This is a genomic window from Micromonospora zingiberis (assembly GCF_004331455.1).
In the GTDB taxonomy this organism is placed as follows: Bacteria; Actinomycetota; Actinomycetes; order Mycobacteriales; family Micromonosporaceae; genus Micromonospora; species Micromonospora zingiberis.
In genome coordinates this window covers 394,994-415,389 of sequence record NZ_SJJR01000004.1, presented here as the reverse complement: position 1 = coordinate 415,389, position 20,396 = coordinate 394,994, and the positions used below count along the sequence as shown (strand labels likewise).

At 71.6% G+C, this 20,396-nt stretch carries 22 protein-coding genes and 1 riboswitch; of the genes, 5 read left to right on the top strand and 17 right to left on the bottom strand.

Annotation, left to right across the window (positions count from 1 at the left end; translation table 11 throughout):
* The first annotated feature begins 153 nt into the window (after nucleotides 1-153).
* Nucleotides 154-534: an FKBP-type peptidyl-prolyl cis-trans isomerase gene (locus E0H26_RS09495; RefSeq protein WP_131303171.1), complete on the top strand. Its 381-nt coding sequence runs from the start codon at nucleotides 154-156 to the stop codon at nucleotides 532-534.
* A gap of 71 nt (nucleotides 535-605) precedes the next feature.
* Here E0H26_RS09495 and E0H26_RS09490 read toward each other — a convergent pair whose 3' ends face one another.
* The 5 genes from E0H26_RS09490 to pdhA form a co-directional block, all read right to left on the bottom strand.
* Entirely contained in the window at nucleotides 606-956 is a 351-nt protein-coding gene (locus tag E0H26_RS09490) for an STAS domain-containing protein (protein WP_131303170.1), read from the bottom strand.
* A gap of 206 nt (nucleotides 957-1,162) precedes the next feature.
* A complete protein-coding gene (locus E0H26_RS09485; protein ID WP_131303169.1) occupies nucleotides 1,163-2,422 on the bottom strand; it encodes a L,D-transpeptidase in 1,260 nt (419 codons plus the stop codon).
* A gap of 285 nt (nucleotides 2,423-2,707) precedes the next feature.
* Entirely contained in the window at nucleotides 2,708-4,126 is a 1,419-nt protein-coding gene (locus tag E0H26_RS09480) for a dihydrolipoamide acetyltransferase family protein (RefSeq protein WP_131303168.1), read from the bottom strand.
* Complete coding sequence (locus tag E0H26_RS09475; protein WP_131303167.1) at nucleotides 4,123-5,139, bottom strand: alpha-ketoacid dehydrogenase subunit beta; 1,017 nt, start codon at nucleotides 5,137-5,139, stop codon at nucleotides 4,123-4,125. The genes E0H26_RS09480 and E0H26_RS09475 overlap by 4 nt, the downstream gene beginning before the upstream one ends.
* Entirely contained in the window at nucleotides 5,139-6,305 is a 1,167-nt protein-coding gene (pdhA, locus tag E0H26_RS09470; RefSeq protein WP_131303166.1) for a pyruvate dehydrogenase (acetyl-transferring) E1 component subunit alpha, read from the bottom strand. Before pdhA ends, E0H26_RS09475 begins: the two co-directional genes overlap by 1 nt.
* Nucleotides 6,306-6,409: 104 nt before the next feature.
* Between pdhA and E0H26_RS09465 the strand changes: the two genes are divergently transcribed.
* The gene (locus tag E0H26_RS09465) at nucleotides 6,410-6,916 is read left to right on the top strand and encodes an Lrp/AsnC family transcriptional regulator (protein WP_131303165.1); all 507 of its coding nucleotides are present in this window, start codon (nucleotides 6,410-6,412) and stop codon (nucleotides 6,914-6,916) included.
* A 6-nt stretch (nucleotides 6,917-6,922) separates the two neighbouring features.
* Here E0H26_RS09465 and E0H26_RS09460 read toward each other — a convergent pair whose 3' ends face one another.
* Nucleotides 6,923-7,894 (bottom strand): DNA polymerase domain-containing protein, encoded by a 972-nt coding sequence (locus E0H26_RS09460; protein WP_131303164.1) that lies wholly within the window; start codon nucleotides 7,892-7,894, stop codon nucleotides 6,923-6,925.
* A 142-nt stretch (nucleotides 7,895-8,036) separates the two neighbouring features.
* Entirely contained in the window at nucleotides 8,037-8,276 is a 240-nt protein-coding gene (locus E0H26_RS09455; RefSeq protein ID WP_206024973.1) for a hypothetical protein, read from the bottom strand.
* Nucleotides 8,277-8,502: 226 nt separating this feature from the next.
* Here E0H26_RS09455 and E0H26_RS09450 point away from each other — a divergent pair, with 226 nt between their 5' ends.
* Together E0H26_RS09450 and E0H26_RS09445 are read left to right on the top strand one after the other, a co-directional pair.
* Entirely contained in the window at nucleotides 8,503-9,984 is a 1,482-nt protein-coding gene (locus E0H26_RS09450) for a S8 family peptidase (RefSeq protein WP_131303163.1), read from the top strand.
* A gap of 69 nt (nucleotides 9,985-10,053) precedes the next feature.
* A riboswitch (ZMP/ZTP riboswitch) is annotated at nucleotides 10,054-10,143 on the top strand.
* Between the two features lie 18 nt (nucleotides 10,144-10,161).
* Entirely contained in the window at nucleotides 10,162-11,598 is a 1,437-nt protein-coding gene (locus E0H26_RS09445; protein WP_131303162.1) for a glycine hydroxymethyltransferase, read from the top strand.
* A 54-nt stretch (nucleotides 11,599-11,652) separates the two neighbouring features.
* Here the strand turns inward: E0H26_RS09445 and E0H26_RS09440 are convergent, their stop codons facing one another.
* The gene (locus E0H26_RS09440; RefSeq protein WP_131303161.1) at nucleotides 11,653-11,940 is read right to left on the bottom strand and encodes a hypothetical protein; all 288 of its coding nucleotides are present in this window, start codon (nucleotides 11,938-11,940) and stop codon (nucleotides 11,653-11,655) included.
* Between the two features lie 72 nt (nucleotides 11,941-12,012).
* The gene (locus E0H26_RS09435; protein ID WP_131303160.1) at nucleotides 12,013-12,273 is read right to left on the bottom strand and encodes a hypothetical protein; all 261 of its coding nucleotides are present in this window, start codon (nucleotides 12,271-12,273) and stop codon (nucleotides 12,013-12,015) included.
* Nucleotides 12,274-12,398: 125 nt separating this feature from the next.
* Here E0H26_RS09435 and E0H26_RS09430 point away from each other — a divergent pair, with 125 nt between their 5' ends.
* Nucleotides 12,399-12,842 (top strand): MmcQ/YjbR family DNA-binding protein, encoded by a 444-nt coding sequence (locus E0H26_RS09430; RefSeq protein WP_131303159.1) that lies wholly within the window; start codon nucleotides 12,399-12,401, stop codon nucleotides 12,840-12,842.
* 21 nt (nucleotides 12,843-12,863) lie between these two features.
* Here the strand turns inward: E0H26_RS09430 and E0H26_RS09425 are convergent, their stop codons facing one another.
* The 8 genes from E0H26_RS09425 to E0H26_RS29215 form a co-directional block, all read right to left on the bottom strand.
* Nucleotides 12,864-13,835 (bottom strand): ABC transporter substrate-binding protein, encoded by a 972-nt coding sequence (locus E0H26_RS09425; RefSeq protein WP_131303158.1) that lies wholly within the window; start codon nucleotides 13,833-13,835, stop codon nucleotides 12,864-12,866.
* Nucleotides 13,836-13,906: 71 nt separating this feature from the next.
* Complete coding sequence (locus E0H26_RS09420) at nucleotides 13,907-14,497, bottom strand: GTP-binding protein (protein WP_131303157.1); 591 nt, start codon at nucleotides 14,495-14,497, stop codon at nucleotides 13,907-13,909.
* Nucleotides 14,481-14,918 (bottom strand): DUF742 domain-containing protein, encoded by a 438-nt coding sequence (locus E0H26_RS09415; RefSeq protein WP_131303156.1) that lies wholly within the window; start codon nucleotides 14,916-14,918, stop codon nucleotides 14,481-14,483. Before E0H26_RS09415 ends, E0H26_RS09420 begins: the two co-directional genes overlap by 17 nt.
* Nucleotides 14,915-15,337 carry a roadblock/LC7 domain-containing protein gene (locus tag E0H26_RS09410; protein ID WP_131303155.1) on the bottom strand — a complete coding sequence of 141 codons (423 nt, stop codon included), beginning with the start codon at nucleotides 15,335-15,337 and terminating at the stop codon, nucleotides 14,915-14,917. The genes E0H26_RS09415 and E0H26_RS09410 overlap by 4 nt, the downstream gene beginning before the upstream one ends.
* Nucleotides 15,330-17,732 (bottom strand): sensor histidine kinase, encoded by a 2,403-nt coding sequence (locus E0H26_RS09405; RefSeq protein ID WP_420812811.1) that lies wholly within the window; start codon nucleotides 17,730-17,732, stop codon nucleotides 15,330-15,332. The genes E0H26_RS09410 and E0H26_RS09405 overlap by 8 nt, the downstream gene beginning before the upstream one ends.
* 396 nt (nucleotides 17,733-18,128) lie before the next feature.
* On the bottom strand, nucleotides 18,129-19,217 hold the full coding sequence (locus tag E0H26_RS09400) for an alpha-hydroxy acid oxidase (RefSeq protein WP_131303208.1): 1,089 nt from the start codon (nucleotides 19,215-19,217) through the stop codon (nucleotides 18,129-18,131).
* 305 nt (nucleotides 19,218-19,522) lie between these two features.
* Complete coding sequence (locus tag E0H26_RS09395) at nucleotides 19,523-20,002, bottom strand: hypothetical protein (RefSeq protein ID WP_131303153.1); 480 nt, start codon at nucleotides 20,000-20,002, stop codon at nucleotides 19,523-19,525.
* A 64-nt stretch (nucleotides 20,003-20,066) separates the two neighbouring features.
* Entirely contained in the window at nucleotides 20,067-20,213 is a 147-nt protein-coding gene (locus E0H26_RS29215; protein WP_165521795.1) for an ALF repeat-containing protein, read from the bottom strand.
* Between the last annotated feature and the right edge of the window lie 183 nt (nucleotides 20,214-20,396).

The following is a 20,396-nucleotide window of genomic DNA, read 5'->3' as shown; positions in this document are numbered from 1 at the left end:
GGGGCAGTGAGGGAAGGGTGGGGGGGGGGTGGGGGGGGGGTGAGGGGGGGGGGGGGGGGGGGGGGGGGGGGGGGGGAGGGGGGGGGGGAGGGGGGGTGGGGGGGGGTCCGGCAGAATTGGGGCGACCGAAGCCGACGTCACAGGAGAAATCGCATGAACCAGGCAGCGAGCAAGCCCGAGATCGGTCCGATCGAGGGAGCCCCGCCGGCCGACCTCGTGATCGAGGACATCACCGTCGGAGCGGGGCCGGAGGCCGAGCCCGGCCAGGTGGCCCGGGTCCACTACGTCGGGGTTTCCCACTCCACCGGTGCCGAGTTCGACGCGTCCTGGAACCGAGGCGAGGCGTTCGAGTTCCCGCTCGGCGGTGGGCGGGTCATCTCCGGGTGGGACCAGGGTGTGGTGGGGATGCGGGTCGGCGGCCGGCGCAAGCTGACCATCCCGCCGCACCTCGGCTACGGCAGCCGTGGCGCCGGCGGGGTCATCAAGCCCAACGAGACCCTGGTCTTCGTGGTCGACCTGCTCGGCGTCCGCTGACCAGCGCGTCCGGCGCCGGCCCCCGTGCCCGGCGCCGGACGCGTCCGCGACGGGTCACCACGGACCCGTCGTCACACCCCCGCGAGCATCCGTTCGGGAGCCGCCTCGATGATCGGGATGACCCGGCGCAGGCCGGTGGCGCGCAGCACCCGGTCCACCATCGGCGGCGGGTCCACCAGCACCAGTTCGCCGCCCTGGGCCCGCACCCGCAGTCGCGCCGCGACCAGGGCGCGCACTCCCGCTGCGGAGAGCAGCCGCACCTCGGAGAGATCGACTCGCAGCTCCGGACGCGCCGGTGCCGCCCAGAGCGCGGCCCGCAACGCCGCCACGGTGGCGATGTCGATCACACCGGCCGCGTGGATGCACACCGCGTCGTCCGACACCGTGGTCTCGACGTGGAACCGCTCCTCGCGCTCTCGCATGAGACGAACCTATCGGTCGGGACCGACACTTCCACCCTGCCGAGAGATGGTTCCGGGTAGACCCAGGGCATGACCCACCGGCCCTCCCGAGTCAGCCCTAGGGAGGATCCCCCGGCGTCGTACGCCGTCCGGCTCACCCTCCCCGGACCGCATAACGGACATCCCGGGCCGGCCCGGGATGGGCCGGCCCGGTGCGTACGGTGTGGTCAGCCGCCACTGGCGGACGGGGCCGGCTCCGGCGAGCCCCCGGCCACCGCCCCGGGATCGGGCGCCTGGGTCGGCGTGGGCTGCAACCCGGCCGGAACCGGCAGGGCGCTGCCCTTGGTGAACTGCTCCCAGCTCACGTTCCAGGCGGTCCAGCCGTTGCCCTCGTCGAGTTCGACCTCGGTGCCCTTCACCGTCACGAGATCGCCGACCTGGGTGATGCCCATCAGCCAGTCGGCGTTGGCCGCGGAGAGGTTGGTGCAGCCGTGCGACACGTTGGTGTATCCCTGGTCCCCCTCCGACCACGGTGCACCGTGGATGAACTCCCCTCGCCAGGTGAGTCGCTGGGCATCCTCGACGTCGACGACGTACGGGTCGGCCGAGCCCCGCGTATCGAACGTGGTGAACTCGTGCTTCTCCATAATCACCATCTTGCCGCTGGAGGTCGGGGTGCTCGGCTTACCGAGACTGACCGGCAGCTTGCGCAGCAGTTTCCCATCCTGGAACACCGACATCTGCTTGCTGGCACTGTCGATCTCCAACTGCACCTGTCGACCGATCTTCGAGGTGGCCCGCTTGTCCGCGTCACCGACGTACTCCTTGCCGATGGGCAGGCCCTCCAGCGCCGAACGGACGTTGATCGTCGTTCCCGGCCGCCAGAAGTCGGGCGCCCGGTAATAGGCCTGACTTCCGTCGGACACCCACGACCAGGCGCCCGGCTGCGGCGGATCCGTCTTTACGAACAATCGGCGCTGCACATCCGCCCGCGCCTCTTTCGGAATTGGCGGGTCGAACGCGACGGTTACCGGCATCGCGGTGCCGTACGTCCGATTCCCGGCGAAATACAGCACGCTGGTGATGGCCGGTTTCGACGATTTCGGCTGGGTCGTGAATGTGGTCTTGCGAGTGATCGTGCCGCCCGAGTCGCCGGTCACGGTCACCTCTGCCGTGTAGGTCCGCTTCGGCGCCAACGGCTTGCTCGGGACCCAGCCGCTGCCGTCCTCGCGCGGCTCCGCCTCGACCGTACCGCCCTTGTCGTCGGTGATCCGGACGGCGGTGACCCGACCGTGTTTCACGTTGGTGCCGATCTCGCCGCTGATCGGCACGTCACGGGTACCTTCGGCCGGAGTCACGACCAACTCCGGGTTGGTCCGCGCCCCGGCGTTCTGGCCGGCCTTGCGGTCACCGGTACATGCCCCCAACGCCAACGGTGCCGCTGCGACGGTCACCGCGAACAGCGTCAGTCGCCGCCTCAACATCATGATGCGTCCCCCCGTTTATTACTTCCTCCTCCGCCACATTCTCCCTGCCAGACACCGACGGTTTCGCAATTTCGGAAAGCGCGGTGAACAGCCCCGCCCGGACGCTTTCACGAATTCCACCCCACGACGGGCGCCGGCTCCCCGGTGGCGCGCAACGGGCGGTAGCCGGCCGGCTGCGGCGAATGTGCCCGGTCGGACCGCCCGCCCGCTGTCGGCGCCCCGGAAGCCGAACGCGCCCGGCGTCCCCCTGACGGGGGATGCCGGGCGCGGTGGACGGAAATCGCCTCAGACGGCGGCGATGAGCACCTCCGGCCGTTCGACACAGTCGGCGACATGCCGCAGGAAGCCCCCGGCCACCCCGCCGTCGCAGACCCGGTGGTCGAAGGTGAGGCTGAGCTGGGTCACCTTACGCACCGCGAGCTGACCGTCGACCACCCACGGCTTGTCGACGATGCGACCCACGCCGAGCAACGCCGCCTCCGGGTGGTTGATGATCGGGGTGGAGCCGTCGACACCGAACACGCCGTAGTTGTTCAGCGTGAAGGTGCCGCCGGTGAGCCGGGCCGGTGGCAGCTCGCCGGCGCGGGCCGCCTTCGTGGTGGCCGCCAGTTCGGCAGCCAGCTCCACAGTGGTCAGACGGTCGGCGTCGCGCAACACCGGTACCACCAGACCACGGTCGGTCTGGGCGGCGATGCCCAGGTGCACCCCGGCGGACTGGACGATGCGCTGCCCCTCGGTGTCGACCCGGGCGTTGAGCTGCGGGTAGCGCCGCAGTCCGGACAGGCAGATGCGGGCGAGCAGGGCGAGGATGCTCACCGGCTGGTCGGGATGGGCGGCGTTGATCGCGGCCCGGGTCCCCAGCAGGGCGGTGGCGTCGGCGTCCACCCAGATGGTCACCTCGGGAATCTCCCGACGACTGCGGGAGAGCTTGTCGGCGATCGCCCTGCGGATGCCGGTCAGCGGGATGACCGTGTCCCCCGCGCCGGTCGACGCCAGTCCGACGTGCGCCGCCAGCTGGTCGACCTGCCCGACACCTACGGTGCCTTCGGTGGCCGAGGTCGCGGCGTCGGCGGCGGCCTCCACATCGGCCCGCCGGACCACGCCGCCGGGACCGGTGCCGCGTACCGTGGCCAGGTCCACCCCACGCTCGCGGGCCAACCGTCGCACGATCGGCGAGATGACCAGGGCCGCGACCGGTCGCGTCGGCGCCGTAGCGGCCGAGGCCACCGCCGCCGGCACGACCGCCGCCGGGGCCGGCACCGCTGTTGGGGCCGGCACCGCTGTTGGGGCCGGCACCGCTGCCGGGACCGACACCGCTGCCGGGGCGGAGGTGTGCGCGCCGGGCCGGAGGCGGCGGCGTCGGCTGGACCGGCCGTGCCCGGTGCCGTAGCCGATGAGGACGTTGCCGGAGCCGGCCCGTTCCTCCTCCCGGTAGACGGCGTGCCCGGCCGGTTCGGCGCCGCCGGGGGCGGCCACGGTGATCAGCGGCTGGCCGACCGGGCGTACCTCACCCTCCGCGCCGTGCAGCGCGACGACCCGGCCGGCGTACGGACAGGGCACGTCCACCACGGCCTTGGCGGTCTCGACCTCGACCACGGTCTGGTCGATGGTGACGACGTCGCCCACCGCGACCCGCCACTGCACGATCTCCGCCTCGGTCAGGCCCTCGCCGAGGTCGGGCAGAAGGAAAACCTGCTCGCTCATGCCGACACCCCGTCGGTCAGCCAGCGTGCGTCCGGCTGGTCGTCCCACTGGAGTCGGGCCACGGCGTCGAGCACCCGGTCGACCGAGGGCAGGTGGGTGTGCTCCAGCATCGGCGCCGGGTACGGGATGTCCAGGCCGGAGACCCGCAGCACCGGGGCGTGCAGGGCGTGGAAGCAGCGTTCCTGCACCCGGGCGGCGATCTCCGCGCCCACCCCGGCGAAGCCCTGCGCCTCCTGGATCACCACACAGCGGCCGGTACGGCGCACCGAGGCGGTGACGGTGGCGTCGTCGAACGGCACGATGGTGCGTACGTCGACCACCTCCAGGTCCCAGCCCTCCTCCCGGGCGGCCTCGGCGGCCTCCAGCGCGACCGGCACCGCCGGGCCGTACGCGACCAGGGTGGCGTCGCGTCCGGGCCGGCGGACGACCGCCCGGCCGAACGACTCGGTACGGGTCGACAGGTCCGCGTCACCGCTGGCGAAGTAGAGCTTCTTCGGCTCCATGAAGACCACCGGGTCGGGGTCGTCGATCGCCTCGCGCAGCAGCGAGTACGCGTCGGCGACCGTCGCCGGGGTGACCACCTTCAGCCCCGGGGTGTGCGCGTAGTACGCCTCGGAGGAGTCGCAGTGGTGCTCGACGCCACCGATGCCCCCGGCGTACGGGACCCGGATCACCATCGGCACGCTGAGCGCGCCCCGGGTGCGGTTGCGCAGCTTCGCCACGTGCGAGGCGATCTGCTCGAAGGCCGGGTACGCGAACGCGTCGAACTGCATCTCGACCACCGGGCGCAGCCCGGACATGGCCAGCCCGACGGCGAAGCCGACGATGCCGGCCTCGGCCAGCGGGGTGTCGAAGCAGCGCTTGTCGCCGAAGCGGGCCTGTAGGCCGTCGGTGATCCGGAAGACGCCACCCAGTTGCCCGACGTCCTCGCCGAAGACGACGACCCGCTCGTCGTCGAGCATCGCGTCGGCGAGCGCGGCGTTGAGGGCCTTCGCCATGGTCATGGTGGCCATCAGGCGTCCTCCTCCTGCGCCGCGGCCAGTTCGGCGCGGACCTGTTCCCGCTGCTCGACCAGTTGCGCGGTGGGCTGTGCGTAGACGTGCTCGAAGAGGCTCAGCGGGTCGACCGTGGGCTGGGCGTTCATCCGTTCGCGCAGCCGCGCGGCGTACGCCTCGGCCTGCTCGGCGATCTCGGCGACGGCCGCGTCGTCGAGCACGTCCCGGGCGCGCAGGTAGGTCTCCAGCCGGGCGATCGGGTCCCGGTCGCGCCACGCCTCGACCTCGTCGGCGTCGCGGTAGCGGGTCTGGTCGTCGGCGTTGGTGTGCGGCTCCATCCGGTAGGTGTGCGCCTCCACCAGGTACGGCCCCTTGCCGGCGCGGGCGTGCGCGACGGCCCGGTTGAGCACGGCCAGCACCGCGACCGGATCGTTGCCGTCGACCTGCTCGCTGGGTACGCCGTAGCCGACGCCCTTGTACGCCAGCGACGGGGCGGCGGTCTGCCGGGACAGCGGGACGCTGATCGCGTACCGGTTGTTCTGCACGAAGTAGACGACCGGTGCCTTGAACACGGCGGCGAAGTTGACGCCCTCGTGGAAGTCGCCCTCGCTGGTGGCGCCGTCGCCGATGTAGACCAGCGCGACGGTGTCGCGGCCCTGGTACGACTCGCCGTAGGCCAGTCCGGCGGCGTGCACGCACTGGGTGGCGAGCGGGGTGCACTGCGGGGCGGTACGCCGCGCGGCGGAGTCGTACCCGCAGTGCCAGTCCCCGCGCAGCAGGGTGAGCACCTCGACCGGGTCGATGCCACGGGCGGTCAGCGCCATCGACTCACGATAGGTGGGGAAGACCCAGTCGTCGTCGCGCAGCGCGAGGACGCCGCCGACCTGGCACGCCTCCTGACCTCGGGAGGACGGATAGACGGCCAACCGGCCCTGCTTGGTCAGGGCGGTGGCCTGCGCGTCGAAGCGTCGGCCGACGATCATCCGCCGGTACATCTCGCGCAGTGCCTCGACGGGTGGCTCGGGATAGTCGGCGCGGGGCGGCAGCGGCGTGCCGTCCGAGTTGAGCAACCGGACCGGTTCGGCCTGGGGCATCAGACCGGCGGCCGGGTCCGGCGCCGCCGGGGTGGCCGGTCGGCGCTTTCGCGGGGATGCCCTGCGCGCCGCCTGGGGGGTGGTCGTCACGGCGGAACCTCCTGGACGTGTGGTGGCCCTATGCTCCTGTGGTCGGATGATTGACTCAAGATGCCCGATGAACGCGGGATGAATGGCACTGGAGGGAGGCCGGGATGGGCCAGGAGACCGTCAACGGGCCGGTCCCGACGGGCGGCGCGGGACGATCGGCACCGGCGCTGGACGAGGTGGACCGGCGGCTGCTCGACGAGTTGACCCGGGACGGGCGGATCTCCATCCGTACGCTCGCCGAGCGGGTGCACGTGTCGCGGACCAACGCGTACGCCCGGGTGGAGCGGCTGGTCCGGGACGGGGTGATCACCGGGTTCGCCGCGCGGGTCGCCCCGGAGCCGGCGGGGTTGGGCACGTCGGCGTACATCGCGTTGACCATCCGGCAGGACACCTGGCGGGAGGTGTCGGCGGAGCTGGTCCGGGTGCGCTACGTCGAGCACGTGGCGCTGCTCAGCGGCGAGCACGACGTACTGGCCCTGGTCCGTGCGCCGGACAACGCCACGCTGCGGGACGTGGTGTTGGACCGGGTACAGCGCATCGCCGGGGTGCTGTCCACCCGCAGCTGGCTGGTCTTCGAGGAGTACGACGGGGCCAACAGCCCCTGGTCGTAGCGCGGCTCAGCGCTCGGGTGGGGCCGCCAGGCCCTCCCGGTCGGCCAACTCCAGCAGCGGCTCCAGCGAGAAGCGGGGGCCGTCCAGCCCCGCGTGCGGATCGCCCCGCTCGGCGAACCGGCCCGGCATGCTCACCACGTCGAAGTCCTCCGGCCGGGCGTCGTCCAGCTCGGCCCAGTCCAGCGGCGCGGAGACCAACGCCTCCGGGCTCGGCCGGATCGAGTACGCCGAGGTCATCGTGTGATCGCGGGCCATCTGGTTGTAGTCGACGAAGACCGGCCGGTCCCGCTGCTCGCGCCACCAGGTGGTGGTGACCAGGTCCGGTCGGCGCCGTTGCAGCTCGCGGCCCAACGCCAGCACCGCGCGCCGGCAGTCGCCGAAGCTCCACCGTGGCTCGATCGAGACGTAGACGTGCAGGCCACGACCGCCGGTGGTCTTGGGGTAGCCGGTCAGGCCCAGCTCGTCGAGGAAGCCACGCACCTCGTGCGCCACCGGTACCACCTGGTCGAACCCGACGCCGGGCAGCGGATCCAGGTCGATGCGCAGCTGGTCGGGCCGTTCGACGTCGGCGCGGCTCACCGGCCACGGGTGGAACCGCAGGGTGCCCAGGTTGACCGCCCAGATCACCACCGCCAACTCCCCCGGTGCGACCTCGTCGGCCGTCCGGCCGCTGGGAAAGGTGATGTGCGCGGTGCCCACCCAGTCGGGCGCGCCCGCCGGCACCCGCTTCTGGTAGAAGGCGTCGCCCCGACTGTCCTGGCGGGTGGCGATGGTGGCCCCCGCGAAGACCCCCCGGGGCCACCGCTCCAGCATGGTCGGCCGGTCCCGCAGCGCCCGCAGGATGCCGTCGCCCACGGCCAGGAAGTAGCGCACCACGTCCAGCTTGGTCAGCCCGCGCTGCGGGAAGTACGGCTTGTCCGGGCTGGACACGCGGACCAGCCGCTGCCCCACCTGGATCTCCTCGGCCGTGGTCGCCACGTCACCGAGGGTACGACGCGACGACCGGTCCGGGCGGATTACCGCCCGCGCGGGGCGAGCGGATCTCCGCGCCGCGGGCCCGAGTGCGGCCCAGCGGTGGACCGGGTCGGTTTTCCCACCCGGTCCACCGTGGCGGCCCAGCTCAGCCGTTTTCCCGCTGAAGACGCGCCATCAGTAGCTGTTTGCCCTGTTCACCCGCCTTGCGGTTGTTCTCCTGAACCTTGCGGAACCAGGTGGCGAGTTCCGAGTCGCCCCGCGCGTCGGCGTCGGCGATGTACGTCTCCAGCCGCCAGATGTGTTCCAGCGACATCTGTAGCGCGTGGATCAGGTCGTAGTTCTTGTCCTTCACCGGGCTGGCCGGTTCCTTCACCATCGTGGCCATGCTCCACCTCCAGGTAGGCACCTCGGAACCGTTCGCGTACCCCTGACCGTGGCCAGCACACCCCCGCTGGTCGGCTCTGACACCCGCCGCCTGGTCGCGTCCGGGTGTGTAACGCCACAAATCGGCGGGGCGCTGCTGGTCGTGAGGGCGGGCAACCTGCCCGCCACCGCTGAGCCGCCTGCCACGAGGGGCGCCGCCCAGCGGGTTACACCCCTGGGGAGTCTGCGTGAAGAAGCTCCATCGCAAGGCATTCGCCACGGCGGCCGCCGTGGCACTCGGCGCCGGCGTCGCCGGCGTCGCCACCACCCCGGCCACCGCCTCGGCCACTGGTCCCGAGTCCACGTTCCTGGTGCTCGCGCCGCAGGGCGGCACGGTCGACCGGGCGGTGGCCCGGGTCGCCGCCGCCGACGGCCGGGTGCTTGCCGACTACCGTCAGATCGGCGTACTCGTCGTCCGCTCGGCCAACCCGGACTTCGTCGTCGACGTGGCCGGCGCGGGAGTCGAGTCCGTGGCGTCGACCGCCGGCCTGGGCAGCGTCCTGAACGAGGGCGACACCGTCGAGCTGACCGAGGCCGAGTTGGCCGAAGCGGTCGGCGACCCGACGGGCGAGCCGCTGTTCGGCCAGCAGTGGGACATGCCGATGATCGACGTGCCGCGGGCCCACGCGGTCACCACCGGCAGCGCCGACGTGGTGGTGGGCGTCCTGGACAGCGGGATCTCCAGCAGCCACCCCGATCTGACGACCCAGATCGCCCGGGACCAGAGCGCCTCCTGCATCGGTGGGGTCGCCGACACCACCGAGGCGGCGTGGAACCCCACCACCTCCGACCACGGCACCCACGTGGCCGGCACCATCGCCGCCGCCCTCAACGGCGTCGGCGTCGCCGGGGTGGCCCCGGGGGTCCGGGTGGCCGCGGTGAAGGTCGTCGACAACGAGGGCTACATCTACCCGGAGGCCGCGGTCTGTGGCTTCATGTGGGCGGCCGAGCACGGGATGCGGCTGACCAACAACAGCTACTACATCGACCCGTGGGAGCTGAACTGCCGTAACGACGCGCGGCAGCGCCCGGTGTGGCAGGCCGTGCAGCGGGCCATCCGCTACTCGCAGGGCAAGGGCGTGCTGACCGTGGCCTCGGCCGGCAACTCCAACTACGACCTGGCGCACAAGTTCACCGACTCGGGCAGCCCGAACAACGGCACGCCCGAGGTACGCGAGATCAACGGTGCCTGTCTCGTGCTGCCCGCCCAGGCGCCGGGCGTGGTGACCGTCGCCGCGGTCGGGCCGACCGGACAGAAGAGCTACTACTCCTCGTACGGTCAGGGTGTCGTCGACGTGACCGCGCCCGGCGGGGACAGCCGGATCCGCACCCAGGGTCGGACCTCGACGACCGTCGACGCGATCCTGTCGACCACCTTCAACACGGTGACCCGGACCAACGGTTGGGGTTGGAAGCAGGGCACCTCGATGTCCGGTCCGCACGCCACCGGCGTCGCCGCGCTGGCCCTGTCCGCCCACCCCGGCATGACCGCCGGGCAGCTCTCGGCGTTCCTGGAGCGTACCGCCGTGTCGCAGCCCTGCCCGGCGGGCGTGTACGACCCGGTGCCGCTGCTGCCGAGCACGGCCGACTACACGGCCACCTGCCAGGGTGGCGCGCGTAACGGCTTCTACGGCGCCGGCATGGTCAACGCGTACAACGTGGTGAAGTGACCGCATCGGCGGGGTCCGGCGCAGACCCGCCGGACCCCGCCGGTGGTGGGCGTCGCACCCGGTAGGATCTGCGAGGGCCGTGACTGGCGCGTGGGGATGGAGCACCATCGGGAAGCGGCCCCGTCACGAGGACGCACGCCGAGCGCCTGGGCCTTCCGCACATCTTCAGGAGGTCGCATGTCGCCCAACGCCGAGTCCACCGCCTTCCGCAGCGCACTCGAAGTCATCCGCGCCGTCGAGCCGCGGGTCGCCGACGCGATCGGCGCGGAGCTGGCCGACCAGCGCGAGTCGCTCAAGCTGATCGCCAGCGAGAACTACGCCTCGCCGGCCACCCTGCTGGCGATGGGCAACTGGTTCAGCGACAAGTACGCCGAGGGCACCGTCGGCCGCCGGTTCTACGCCGGGTGCCAGAACGTCGACACCGTCGAGGCGCTCGCCGCCGAGCACGCCCGGGAACTGTTCGGCGCGGCCCACGCATACGCCCAGCCGCACTCGGGCATCGACGCCAACCTGGTGGCGTTCTGGGCGATCCTGGCCGACCGGGTGGAGGCACCCGCGCTGAAGCGGGCGCAGGCCCGGCACGTCAACGACCTGACCGAGGCCGACTGGTTCGCGCTGCGTCGGGAGCTGGGCGACCAGCGGATGCTCGGCATGTCGTTGGACGCCGGTGGGCACCTCACCCACGGCTTCCGGCCGAACATCTCCGGCAAGATGTTCGACCAGCGCAGCTACGGCACCGACCCGGCGACCGGCCTGGTCGACTACGACAAGGTGGCCGAGGCGGCCCGCGAGTTCCGGCCGCTGGTGCTGGTCGCCGGATACTCGGCGTACCCCCGGAAGGTGAACTTCCGGATCATGCGGGAGATCGCCGACTCGGTCGGCGCCACCTTCATGGTGGACATGGCCCACTTCGCCGGCCTGGTGGCCGGCAAGGTCTTCACCGGCGACTTCGACCCGGTGCCGCACGCGCACATCGTCACCACCACCACCCACAAGTCGCTGCGCGGCCCGCGCGGTGGGCTGGTGCTCTGCGGCCCGGAACTGGCCGACCAGGTGGACCGGGGTTGCCCGATGGTGCTCGGTGGTCCGCTGCCGCACGTGATGGCCGCCAAGGCGGTCGCCCTGGCCGAGGCCCGGCGCCCCGACTTCGCCGACTACGCCCAGCGCATCGTCGACAACGCCCAGGCGCTCGCGGACGGCCTGCTGCGCCGGGGCGCGAAGCTGGTCACCGGTGGCACCGACAACCACCTGGTGCTGATCGACGTCACCGGCTACGGGCTGACCGGCCGGCAGGCCGAGCAGGCGCTGCTGGACTCGGGCATCGTCACCAACCGCAACGCCGTGCCGCAGGACCCGAACGGGGCCTGGTACACCTCCGGCATCCGGATCGGCACGCCCGCGTTGACCACCCGTGGGCTGGGCACGGCGGAGATGGACGGCACGGCGGAGCTGATCCACACCGTGCTCAGCCAGACCACCGCCGGCGCGAACCCGGACGGCACCGCCTCCAAGGCGAAGTACCAGCTCGACCCGGCGCTGGCCGACAAGATCAGCCGTCAGGCCAGCGAGCTGCTCACCGGTTTCCCGCTCTACCCGAACGTCGACCTGGGCTGACCGGAGCGCGATCCCGCCGGGCCGGGCGCCGGGCCGGCGGGATCGCAAGGCTGCTCAGCTGTAGTCGAAGGTCCAGAGGAACCACTGGGCGCTCATCGGACTGGCGCTCTGCTCGCAGTACCACCAGTCCCAGCGCTGCTCCGCCACGCCGGAACGCCCGTACGACTGACAGAACTGGTAGTCGTAGTAGACGCCGCGCAGCGTCCCGCCCGGCGGATCAGCCTGGGCGGGTGCCGCACCGGTGACCAGTGCCGCACCCACCGCCGCGAGCGTCAGCAGCGACGCCGCCATCCTCCGCTTGACCATCGTTACCCCCGGCACCACGTCTGCGTCGATGCCCATACATCGACAACCGTCTACCAAGAGTGTCGGGCCGGGGAAGCACCGTCAACGCGATCCCGGAGGGTGGCGGCCTCAGTTGAGCGGGCGCTTGAGATGGTAGCGGTGCACCTCGGTGCTGCCCTGCACGTTGTTCACGTCCTCGGCCGCCGTGACCAGCTCCCAACCTTCCCGGCCCACCCGGTTGAGGTGCGCGACCGCGGTGTCGCCGTACGCCGTGACATCCTTTCGGGACCCGTCCGGCCCGTACCAGACGAAGGTGACGTGAAAATTCCGGCCCTGTCCCTGGTACCGGCGGACCAGCAGGGCGTACTCCCAGGCAATCATGCGATCCATTATGACCATCCACGGAGGACACCGACGCGGCGGCGGTAACACATTGCGTACGGGTGAACGCGCCGAGTTGCCTCGGGCGTGGCCGTCGCCGGCTCGTTGTCGGAGTCGGCGCGTATGGTCGGAGCGTGGCCAGTTGGGACGACGTACGCCGGATCGCGCTCAGCCTGCCCGAGACCAGCGAGCGACCCTGGTACGACGGGGTCGCCGCCTGGCGGGTCAAGGACAAGCCATTCGTCTGGGAACGACCGCTGCGCGCCAAGGAGCTGAGCGCGCTGGCACCGGCCGCACCGCAGGGGCCGATCCTCGGCGTCCGGGTGGCCGACCTTGGCGTGAAGGAGGCGCTGCTCGCCGACGACCCGGCCGTCTTCCTCACCACGCCGCACTTCGACGGCTACCCCGCCGTCCTGGTCCGGCTGGACCGGATCGACGTGGCCGAACTGACCGAGCTGATCACCGAGGCGTGGTACACCCGTGCGCCGAAGCGGCTCGCCGCCGCACACCAGGCGCTCGCAGCATCGAACGGCGCCGCCGAGCAGCACTCCGGCACGCGTGCCACACCCGACGGGTGAGCGTGCCGGAGGGTGGTGGGTTCAGGCGACGGGTAGCCAGTCCTGCCAGACGTCCGGGTTCGCGTCGAGCCACTTCTTGGCGGCCTCGTCGCGGGACAGCTTGTCGACGGTGAGGTAGCGGGCCACCTCGTTCTGGTCGGCGTTGGTCCACTGGAAGTTCTTGATCATCTCGGCGGCCGGGTTGCCCGATTCGGCGAACGTCCGGTTGGCGATCTTGTCGAGGTCGTACGGCTGGTAGTCGCAGGCCACCTTCTCCGGGTCGGAGTCACAACCAGGGGTGTACGGGGGCAGCTTGACGTGCACCAGATTGACCTCGGCCAGGAACCACTGTGGTGCGTAGAAGTAGCCGATCGCGGCCTGCCGGTTGCGTTCCGCCTCCCGGAACGCCTCGATCAGTTTCTCCTCGCTCCCGGTGAGGCTGACGGTGAAGTTCAACTTCAGGTTGCGGATCAACGCCCGGTCGTTGGTCTCGTAGGACGGGTCGCCGCCGAGCAACGCACCCTTGCCGTCCGAGGTGGGGGTACGGAACAGGTACGCGTAGTCGTTGAGGTTCTTCCAGTTGGTGATCCCCGGATACTGCTCCACCAGCCACGGCGTGACGTACCAGCCGACGACCCCCTTGTTGCCGGTCATGCCGTGCTCCACGGCGGTCCGTTCCTCGTCGATGTAGCGCTTCTTCAGCGCCTCGCGACCCCAGTTCTCCAGGATGGCGTCGACCTCGCCGGCCGCGACCTGCGCCCAGGCCTCCTCGGCGGTCAGGTCCTTCACCACCACGGTGCAGTCGAGCCGGTTCTCGGCCAGGTAGCCGACCACGGCGAGGTTGGCCTCGTAGCCGACCCACGGCAGGTTGGCCAGCGTCAGGGTGCCGCATTCCGTCCGCTCCGGCGGGCCTGGTGCCGCGACCCGGGGCGTGATGTCGGCCGCGCAGCCGGCCAGCACCAGCATGGCGCAACCGGCGAGGGCCGCCGCTCTGATCCAGCCTGATCTGCGCATCGTTGCTGTCTCCTCATCGTCGTTGCGCCCCGGCTCCGCGTCACCGCGGAGGTTGCTGGTCCGGCTGTCGGTCACCGGGACACGACGGCCCGGGTCAGTCGTTGCGCCAGCACCACCTCGGTGAGCGCGACCAACACCTGCTTGACCGACTCCCGTTCGCGCGCGTCGCACTCCACCAACACCACCTCGTCCGCGACGCCGAGCGCCTCGCGGACCTCGGCCAGGTCGAACCGGCGGGTCGCCTCGAACTTGTTGACCGCCAGCAGGAACGGGATGCGATGGTCCTCGAAGTAGTCGATGGCGGGGAAGCAGTCCTCGATCCGCCGGGTGTCGATCAGGACCACCGCCCCCAGCGCGCCGTCCACCAGGTCGTCCCAGAGGAAGGCGAAGCGGTCCTGCCCCGGAGTGCCGAACAGGTACATCAGCAGCGACTCGTCGAGACTGATCCGACCGAAGTCCAGCGCCACCGTGGTGGTGGTCTTGCCGGCGATTCCCGAGACGTCGTCCACACCCACCGAGACCTCGGTCATGTCGGCCTCGGTGACCAGCGGTTCGATCTCCGAGACGGCCCCGACGAAGGTGGTCTTGCCGACTCCGAAGCCGCCACTTACCACGATCTTGACCGCGGTGGGCGTGGGCGGCTGGCTAGAGAGCGCGGACACGGTCCCTGATCCTCTCGATCATCGCGACGGAAAGTTCGCCCTGCTCCGCACGGTGCAGGTAGCCGTCGATCAGCAGGTCGGCGACGAGTACCCGGGTGACACCGAGCGGCACGCGCAGCGCCACCGCCAGGTCGGCCACGGTGGTGGGCCGTTGACACAACTCGACGATCCGCCGGGCCTCGAACCGCAACGGCGCGGAGAGCGCCGCGGGCTGGGCGGAGAGCAGCGTCTCCACCCGGAGCCCGTCCTGCACCGGACGGGTGCGGCCGCCGGTGAGCAGGAAGGGCCGGACCGCCGACTCGTCCGCCGGCTCCGCCTCGGGCCCGGGCCGCACCTCCCGACCGGAGTCGACCGGCGTCGGCGCGGGGGTCCAGTAGGGGATCATCCGCGGGTCGGGCAGCCGCGGTCCACCCTCACTCACCGGGGCAGCACCCGTCGCGACTCGGAGATCAGTGCCGGGGTCAGGATGGCACCGAACCGGTCGGCGAGCAGCGAGATCTCGTACCCGACCAGGCCCAGGTCGCAGTCCCCGTCGGCGAGCACCCCCAGGCAACTACCGTCACTGATCGCCGAGACCAACAGGAAGCCCCGCCTCATCTCGATCATGATGAGCTTCAGCCCGTCGAAGTCGTACTTGCGGGAGGCGGTGCGGGCCAGGCTGGCCATGCTGGACACGATCGCGGCCAACTGGTCCCCGGCACCCCGGTCCAGACCGGCCGACACCGCGATGAGCAGGCCGTCGGAGGAGACCGCCACGCTGTCCCGTACGCCGTCGGTCTGTCGGACGAAGTTCGCCAGCAGCCAGTTCAACTGGTGCGGATCGGTTTGCACGTCAACCATTTCGGGTCCCCCAGGGCTCGGTCGCGGTGTCGTCGCCGGGCCCGGTCACGGGCGCCGACCTCTCGATCTGGCCGCGTAACGTGCCGGCCCGCAGGGCGGTCAGCCGGTCCCGGATGTTCGTCGGCGAATCGTCCAGAGCGGCCGGGCGCTCGTCGGGCACGGCCCGCGCGGACGCCGGCGCGGACACGACGGTCCGCCGGTCACGGGGCAGCCGCTTACGCAAGCCGTTGGTGGTCCGCTCCTCCACCGGGACGGCGGTGGCCAGTTCGCCGGGGATGGTGGCCGGCCGGCCGACCGTCGACGGGCCCGGGATGGCCGCCAGTGGACCGGCCGGCATGTCGACGCCGGCCGCAAGCGGGTGGGCGGTGGTCTCCTTCGCTGCCGCCGCCCGGGTGCCGATCTGCCGCGGCGGGCTGGCCGGGGCCAGTGTGCCCGGCTCCGTCCGGCTCCCGACGGAGCTGGATACGGCAACCGGCTCACCACCCGCCGGGTCGTCCTGTGGGGCGATGGCGTTCGGCCGGCTGAGCAGGCTGTGCGGCAGGACCACCCGGGCGGTGACCCCGGTGACCGGGGACGGTGCCAGTTGGACGTCGATGCCGAGATCCTGGGCGAGTTGCCCCACCACGTGATGCCCGAGGTAGCGGGTGGGCGCGGAGACGAAGTCGATCTCGCCGCGCAGCCGGGCGTTGGCCTGGGCCAGGTCCTCCGGCGACATGCCGAGGCCCTGGTCGGTGATGGCGATGAGGTAGCCGTCGCCATGGCGGCGACCCTGGATCTCCACATCGGAGTCCGGCGGTGAGAAGGTCAGGCCGTTCTCGACCAGTTCCGCGAGCATGTGGGCCACCGCGCTGACGCTGGCGCCGACCACCCAGGCGTCGTCGATGCGGCGCAGCTGGACCCGGCGGTACTCCTCGACCTCGGAGATGGCCGCCCGGATCACGTCGGCGATCGCGAGGGGGTTCGCCCACTGCCGTGGCCCGCTGGCGCCCACCAGCACCAGCAGGCTCTCCGCGTTACGGCGCATGCGGGTGGCCAGGTGGTCCAGCTCGAAGAGGTTGGCGAGCCCGGCGGGGTCGGTCTCCTCCCGTTCGAGGCTGGTGATGAAGCCCAACTGGCGACGGAGCAGGTTCTGGTTGCGCCGGCCGAGGTTGGCCAGCGAGTCGGTGGTGCTGCGGCGCAACATGGCCTGTTCGGTGGCGAGCCGGAAGGCCACCTCCTGCACCTGGTCGAGGGCGCCGGCCACCGAGCGGATCTCGACGCTGGACCTCGACGGCACCTGGACCGGGGTGGGCGCCTCCGGCGTACTCCGGTCGTCGCCGTCCTGCAACCGGCGTACTGCGGCGGGCAGCCGGTTGGTCGCGAGTTCGTGGGCCTCGGCGGCCAACAACGCCAACGGGCGGGTGATCGACCGGGAGGCCAGCACCAGCAGCGCCACCGCCCCGGACAGGAAGAGCGTGACCAGCACGCCGACCGCGACGAGTCGCCCGGTGGACTCGCGCTGTCGCTCTGCGGCCAGCGCCTCGATCTCCGCGCCGACATGCTGCTGCAACTGGCGCATCCCGTCCAGCACGGTGGTCAGCGCCGACCACCAGGACTGCGGGTTGACCTGCAACCGCCGGCCGTCGGCCGAATTGAGCGCGACCTGCTCGAAGTAGCCGGCCACCCGGGCGGCGCCGGTGTCCAGCACCCAGTCGTTGGCCGCCTTCTGGTCGGCCGTGGCGTACTCGGCGAAGTCGGCCAGCGCCGCCTGCCGGGTCGCGCGCATCTCGGCGAACTGGAGGAACTCGCCCTGGGCGAACCCGCCGGCGGAGTACACCCCGTTGAGGAACGCCCGCTGCTGGGCGGTACTTTCCTTGATCCGGCTCAGCGCGTCCAAGGTGGACACCTGGCGGTGCAGCTCCGGGTCGTCCGCCGCGTCAAGGCCGAAGTCGACGCTGTTGAGTGCGGCGATTCGCTCGGTGAAGAAGTCGAAGGTCGCGGCGCGAGCGGCACTGCCACCGTCGGTGGCGGAGCGCACCACGGCGAGCCCGTCGAGTTCCCGCAGGGCCGCGGTGACCCGGTCGGCCAGCGGACCACCGCCGGAGATCGCCGCTTCGACCGCCTGACGCCGCTGGTCCACCCGCTCCCGGGCCGGCTCGATCTCGTTACGGAACCCGGCGTTACCGCCGAGCAGACCGGCGGTGATCCCCCGCTCGGTCTGGAGTTCCTCGGTCAGGTCCTGAACGGCGAGCGCGAGCGACACCGACTCGCTGGCTGTCTTGACCGCCCGATACTCCGAGACCTCGATGACGGTGACGTAGCCGAGCAGCAGCAGGACGGCCACCACCGGCAGGGCGATGATGCCGACCAGCCGGTTGCGGATGGTGCCGCCCCGGCTCTCGCTCGCCGGCACCAACGGCGGGCCGGAAAGGTCGACGGCCGCGGTGCCGATCCCGAGTCCCGTCCGCTGGTTACGGCGATGGCGCACCACGGTCACCAGAGGGTCCTCTGAGCACCTGACGGGCGGCCAGGCGCCGGCAACGCCGGCCAGCCGGAGTTCTGAGTGGACACTCGATCTCCAATCACCTCGGGGCTGCCGCTGGCCGGCTGGACGGCATCAGGGGAGTTGATCAGAGCAATATTGCGGTAGCAGGGCCGTCCCACAACCCTTGAGTGGATTTGTCGAGGGGTCCAAGCGGCGGTTCGGTCCGTACAGGTTCCGCAGCTCAGCCGAACGGTCGAGGTCGTTGGCACGCTCCCACAGCTCGACCACGGTCCACTCGGCACCCCGGGCTCCCACCCCGGGCGCCACTCAGCCCATCGACACGGTTCGCAGTTCCCGGGCCGCCGTCGGGTCGGCGCAACCGGCCAGCGCCAGCGCGTCACGCAGTTCGTCGGCGAGCAACGCCAACCCGGTCCGCGCCCCGGCCCGCCCACCGACGGCCAGGGCCCAGAGCATCGGTCGGCCGACCAGCACGGCCTGTGCTCCGAGGGCCAGCGCACGCAGCACGTCGACGCCGCTGCGCACACCGCTGTCGAGCAGCACCTCGCACCGGTCGCCGACGGCGGCGACCACCTCGGGCAGCATGGTGGCGCTGGCCGGGACACCGTCGAGTTGCCGCCCGCCGTGGTTGGAGACCACCACGGCCCGGGCTCCGGCGTCGACCGCCCGCACCGCATCGGCCGGGTCGAGGATGCCCTTGACCACCAGGGGCAGGTCACACTGCTCACCCAGCCACCGCAGGTCCGCCCAGGACAGCGCCGGCGCGAACGCGACGCCACCGTGCACCGCCACCGGGGTCACCCCGGGCGTGCCGCCGTGGGCCAGGTCGTCGCGGCCGCCGGGCAGGTTCGCCGCGATGATCTCCGGTGGCAGCCGGAAGGCGTTGCGGAGATCCCGCAGCCGCCGGCCGAGCACCGGCACGTCCACGGTGACCACCAGGGCCCGGCAACCCGCCTCGCGGACCCGGGCCAGCAGATCGGCCACCAGCCCTCGGTCACGCAGCCAGTACAACTGGAACCACACCTCGGCTCCGGTGGCGATGACCTGCTCGATGGGCGTACTGCCCAGGATGCTGGCCAGGTAGGGCACCTCGGCGTCCCGGGCCGCCCCGGCCAGCGCCACCTCACCGTCCGGGTGCGCCACCCGCTGGTACGCCATCGGCGCCACGCCGACCGGCATCGCGTACTGGCGCCCGAGTAGCCGGGTGCGCAGGCTGGCCGTGGCCACCCCGGTCAGCACCCGGGGCAGCACACCGACCCGATCGAGCGCGGTGCGGTTTGCGGACAGCGTGGTCTCGGTGCCGCTGCCGCCGTCGATGTAGTCCCAGACCTGCGGCGGCAGCACCGTCCGGGCGAGGTCGGCGAAGTCGGCCAGGCAGACCGGCGGCGGGCTCGGCATCGGTCCCACGGCGTCCCCTATCGGCTCCGAGACGGTGGCCTCAACGTGCTTGCTGTCGCAGCAAACGTACGACGATACCGACGCGCTGTCCCTACCTGCCGAGTTTCGGCGCTGGCCCGGCAAGGGGCAGCCCGCACCCGCCCTCAGCGGTACGTTCGGGCGGCCACCCCGTGGCAGGCGGCCGGCTACGGCGCGAGGCGGATCTCCAGCAGGGTGGCCAGGCCCTGGCTCGGGTCCGCGCCCACCCCGACACCCCCGCCAGGCGCCCTTCTCCAGCCGGACGGTTTCCGTCAAGAGGGCTTTTCTCAGCTGGAGGTGGGCTGTCCGCCCACTCGGAGCCGGGCCAGCACGTTGGCCAGCGCCGATCCGCCGTACACGATCGCCCCGGCGGCGCTGGCCGGCAGAATCACGGAGACCGCACCGATCAGCCAGGCCATCAGCGCCGCCGGCACGGACGCCTGCGCGGCGATCGCGACCACCGCGACGAGGATCCCGATCGTGACTGTCAGGACCGATCCGGCCAGCAGCAGCCGGGCGACCGGGCCCACTTTTCGGCTGGCCAACTCGACCACCAGCAGGGTCGGCGCATAGAGGAGCGGAATCAGGGCGGCCCCGAGCACCGCAGCGATCAGCACCATGAACGGACCCGCCAGCGGTCCACCGGACGGCGTGTCGGTGATCAGGGCGTACGCCAGCAGGGCAAGGTAGGCGAGGGCACCCTGCACGGTGAAGACGATCCACGCCATGACGGCGCCACCCACGTACCGGGCTACTCGGCCGAACACGGTGTCGTCCTCCAGGTACCTCTGCGCTCCATCCGGGCCACGGTCCGGGCCCCGCCACCGCTCATCAGTTGCCGACGCGCTCGCGGTCGTCATGGTGCTTCGCCTCGAAGCGGCCGGTCGTCACGAACTGGTGCACGTCGGCGGCGGTACCGAGCAGGGCCGCCTCAGCCGCTCTGGCCACATTCGGCTTACCCGACTGCAGCAACGTCACCGCCGTCCTGCGCTCTCCGCTGTTTCGCGGGCCGCCGCCGGAACCGGCGCGAATAACGCCGGAACGGAAATGGCCAGGGTTGCCAGCACCGCGACCAATCGGCGCTTCGGCGGGCGGTTACCCCGCACCGGCACCGCCAGTTCTTGAGCACAGCAATAGGTCACGTATCCCCCGCACAATTGA

Coding starts and splice junctions, on each gene's coding strand:
- E0H26_RS09495 (WP_131303171.1), top strand. CDS start 154: ATGAACCAGGCAGCGAGCAAGCCCGAGATCGGTCCGATCGAGGGAGCC.
- E0H26_RS09490 (WP_131303170.1), bottom strand. CDS start 956: ATGCGAGAGCGCGAGGAGCGGTTCCACGTCGAGACCACGGTGTCGGAC.
- E0H26_RS09485 (WP_131303169.1), bottom strand. CDS start 2,422: ATGATGTTGAGGCGGCGACTGACGCTGTTCGCGGTGACCGTCGCAGCG.
- E0H26_RS09480 (WP_131303168.1), bottom strand. CDS start 4,126: ATGAGCGAGCAGGTTTTCCTTCTGCCCGACCTCGGCGAGGGCCTGACC.
- E0H26_RS09475 (WP_131303167.1), bottom strand. CDS start 5,139: ATGGCCACCATGACCATGGCGAAGGCCCTCAACGCCGCGCTCGCCGAC.
- E0H26_RS09465 (WP_131303165.1), top strand. CDS start 6,410: ATGGGCCAGGAGACCGTCAACGGGCCGGTCCCGACGGGCGGCGCGGGA.
- E0H26_RS09455 (WP_206024973.1), bottom strand. CDS start 8,276: ATGGCCACGATGGTGAAGGAACCGGCCAGCCCGGTGAAGGACAAGAAC.
- E0H26_RS09445 (WP_131303162.1), top strand. CDS start 10,162: ATGTCGCCCAACGCCGAGTCCACCGCCTTCCGCAGCGCACTCGAAGTC.
- E0H26_RS09440 (WP_131303161.1), bottom strand. CDS start 11,940: ATGGGCATCGACGCAGACGTGGTGCCGGGGGTAACGATGGTCAAGCGG.
- E0H26_RS09435 (WP_131303160.1), bottom strand. CDS start 12,273: ATGGATCGCATGATTGCCTGGGAGTACGCCCTGCTGGTCCGCCGGTAC.
- E0H26_RS09425 (WP_131303158.1), bottom strand. CDS start 13,835: ATGCGCAGATCAGGCTGGATCAGAGCGGCGGCCCTCGCCGGTTGCGCC.
- E0H26_RS09410 (WP_131303155.1), bottom strand. CDS start 15,337: ATGGTTGACGTGCAAACCGATCCGCACCAGTTGAACTGGCTGCTGGCG.
- E0H26_RS09400 (WP_131303208.1), bottom strand. CDS start 19,217: ATGCCGAGCCCGCCGCCGGTCTGCCTGGCCGACTTCGCCGACCTCGCC.